1 rRNA gene is annotated in these 727 nt (G+C 53.8%); it reads left to right on the forward strand.

What is annotated here, in order from left to right:
* Positions 1-727, forward strand: a 23S ribosomal RNA gene (locus A3842_RS12575); the annotation flags it as partial.

Below are 727 nucleotides of genomic sequence, written 5' to 3' on the forward strand. Positions count from 1 at the left end.
GTAGCGAAATTCCTTGTCAGGTAAATTCTGACCCGCACGAATGGCGTAACGACTTGGGCGCTGTCTCAACGAGAGATCCGGTGAAATTTTAATACCTGTGAAGATGCAGGTTACCCGCGACAAGACGGAAAGACCCCATGGAGCTTTACTGCAGCTTGATATTGAATTTGGGTACGATCTGTACAGGATAGGTGGGAGCCGTAGAAGTAGGAGCGCAAGCTTCTATGGAGGCGCCGTTGGGATACCACCCTGATTGTATCTAGGTTCTAACCTGGTACCCTAAACGGGTACGGGGACCGTGTCAGGCGGGCAGTTTGACTGGGGCGGTCGCCTCCTAAAGAGTAACGGAGGCGTTCAAAGGTTCCCTCAGAATGGTTGGAAATCATTCGAAGAGTGCAAAGGCATAAGGGAGCTTGACTGCGAGACCCACAAGTCGAGCAGGGACGAAAGTCGGACTTAGTGATCCGGTGGTACCGCATGGAAGGGCCATCGCTCAACGGATAAAAGCTACCCTGGGGATAACAGGCTTATCTCCCCCAAGAGTCCACATCGACGGGGAGGTTTGGCACCTCGATGTCGGCTCATCGCATCCTGGGGCTGAAGTAGGTCCCAAGGGTTGGGCTGTTCGCCCATTAAAGCGGTACGCGAGCTGGGTTCAGAACGTCGTGAGACAGTTCGGTCCCTATCTGTCGTGGGCGCAGGAAATTTGAGAGGAGCTGTCCTTAGT

The organism is Paenibacillus sp. P3E, from assembly GCF_001909045.1.
In the GTDB taxonomy this organism is placed as follows: Bacteria; Bacillota; Bacilli; order Paenibacillales; family Paenibacillaceae; genus Paenibacillus_AQ; species Paenibacillus_AQ helianthi.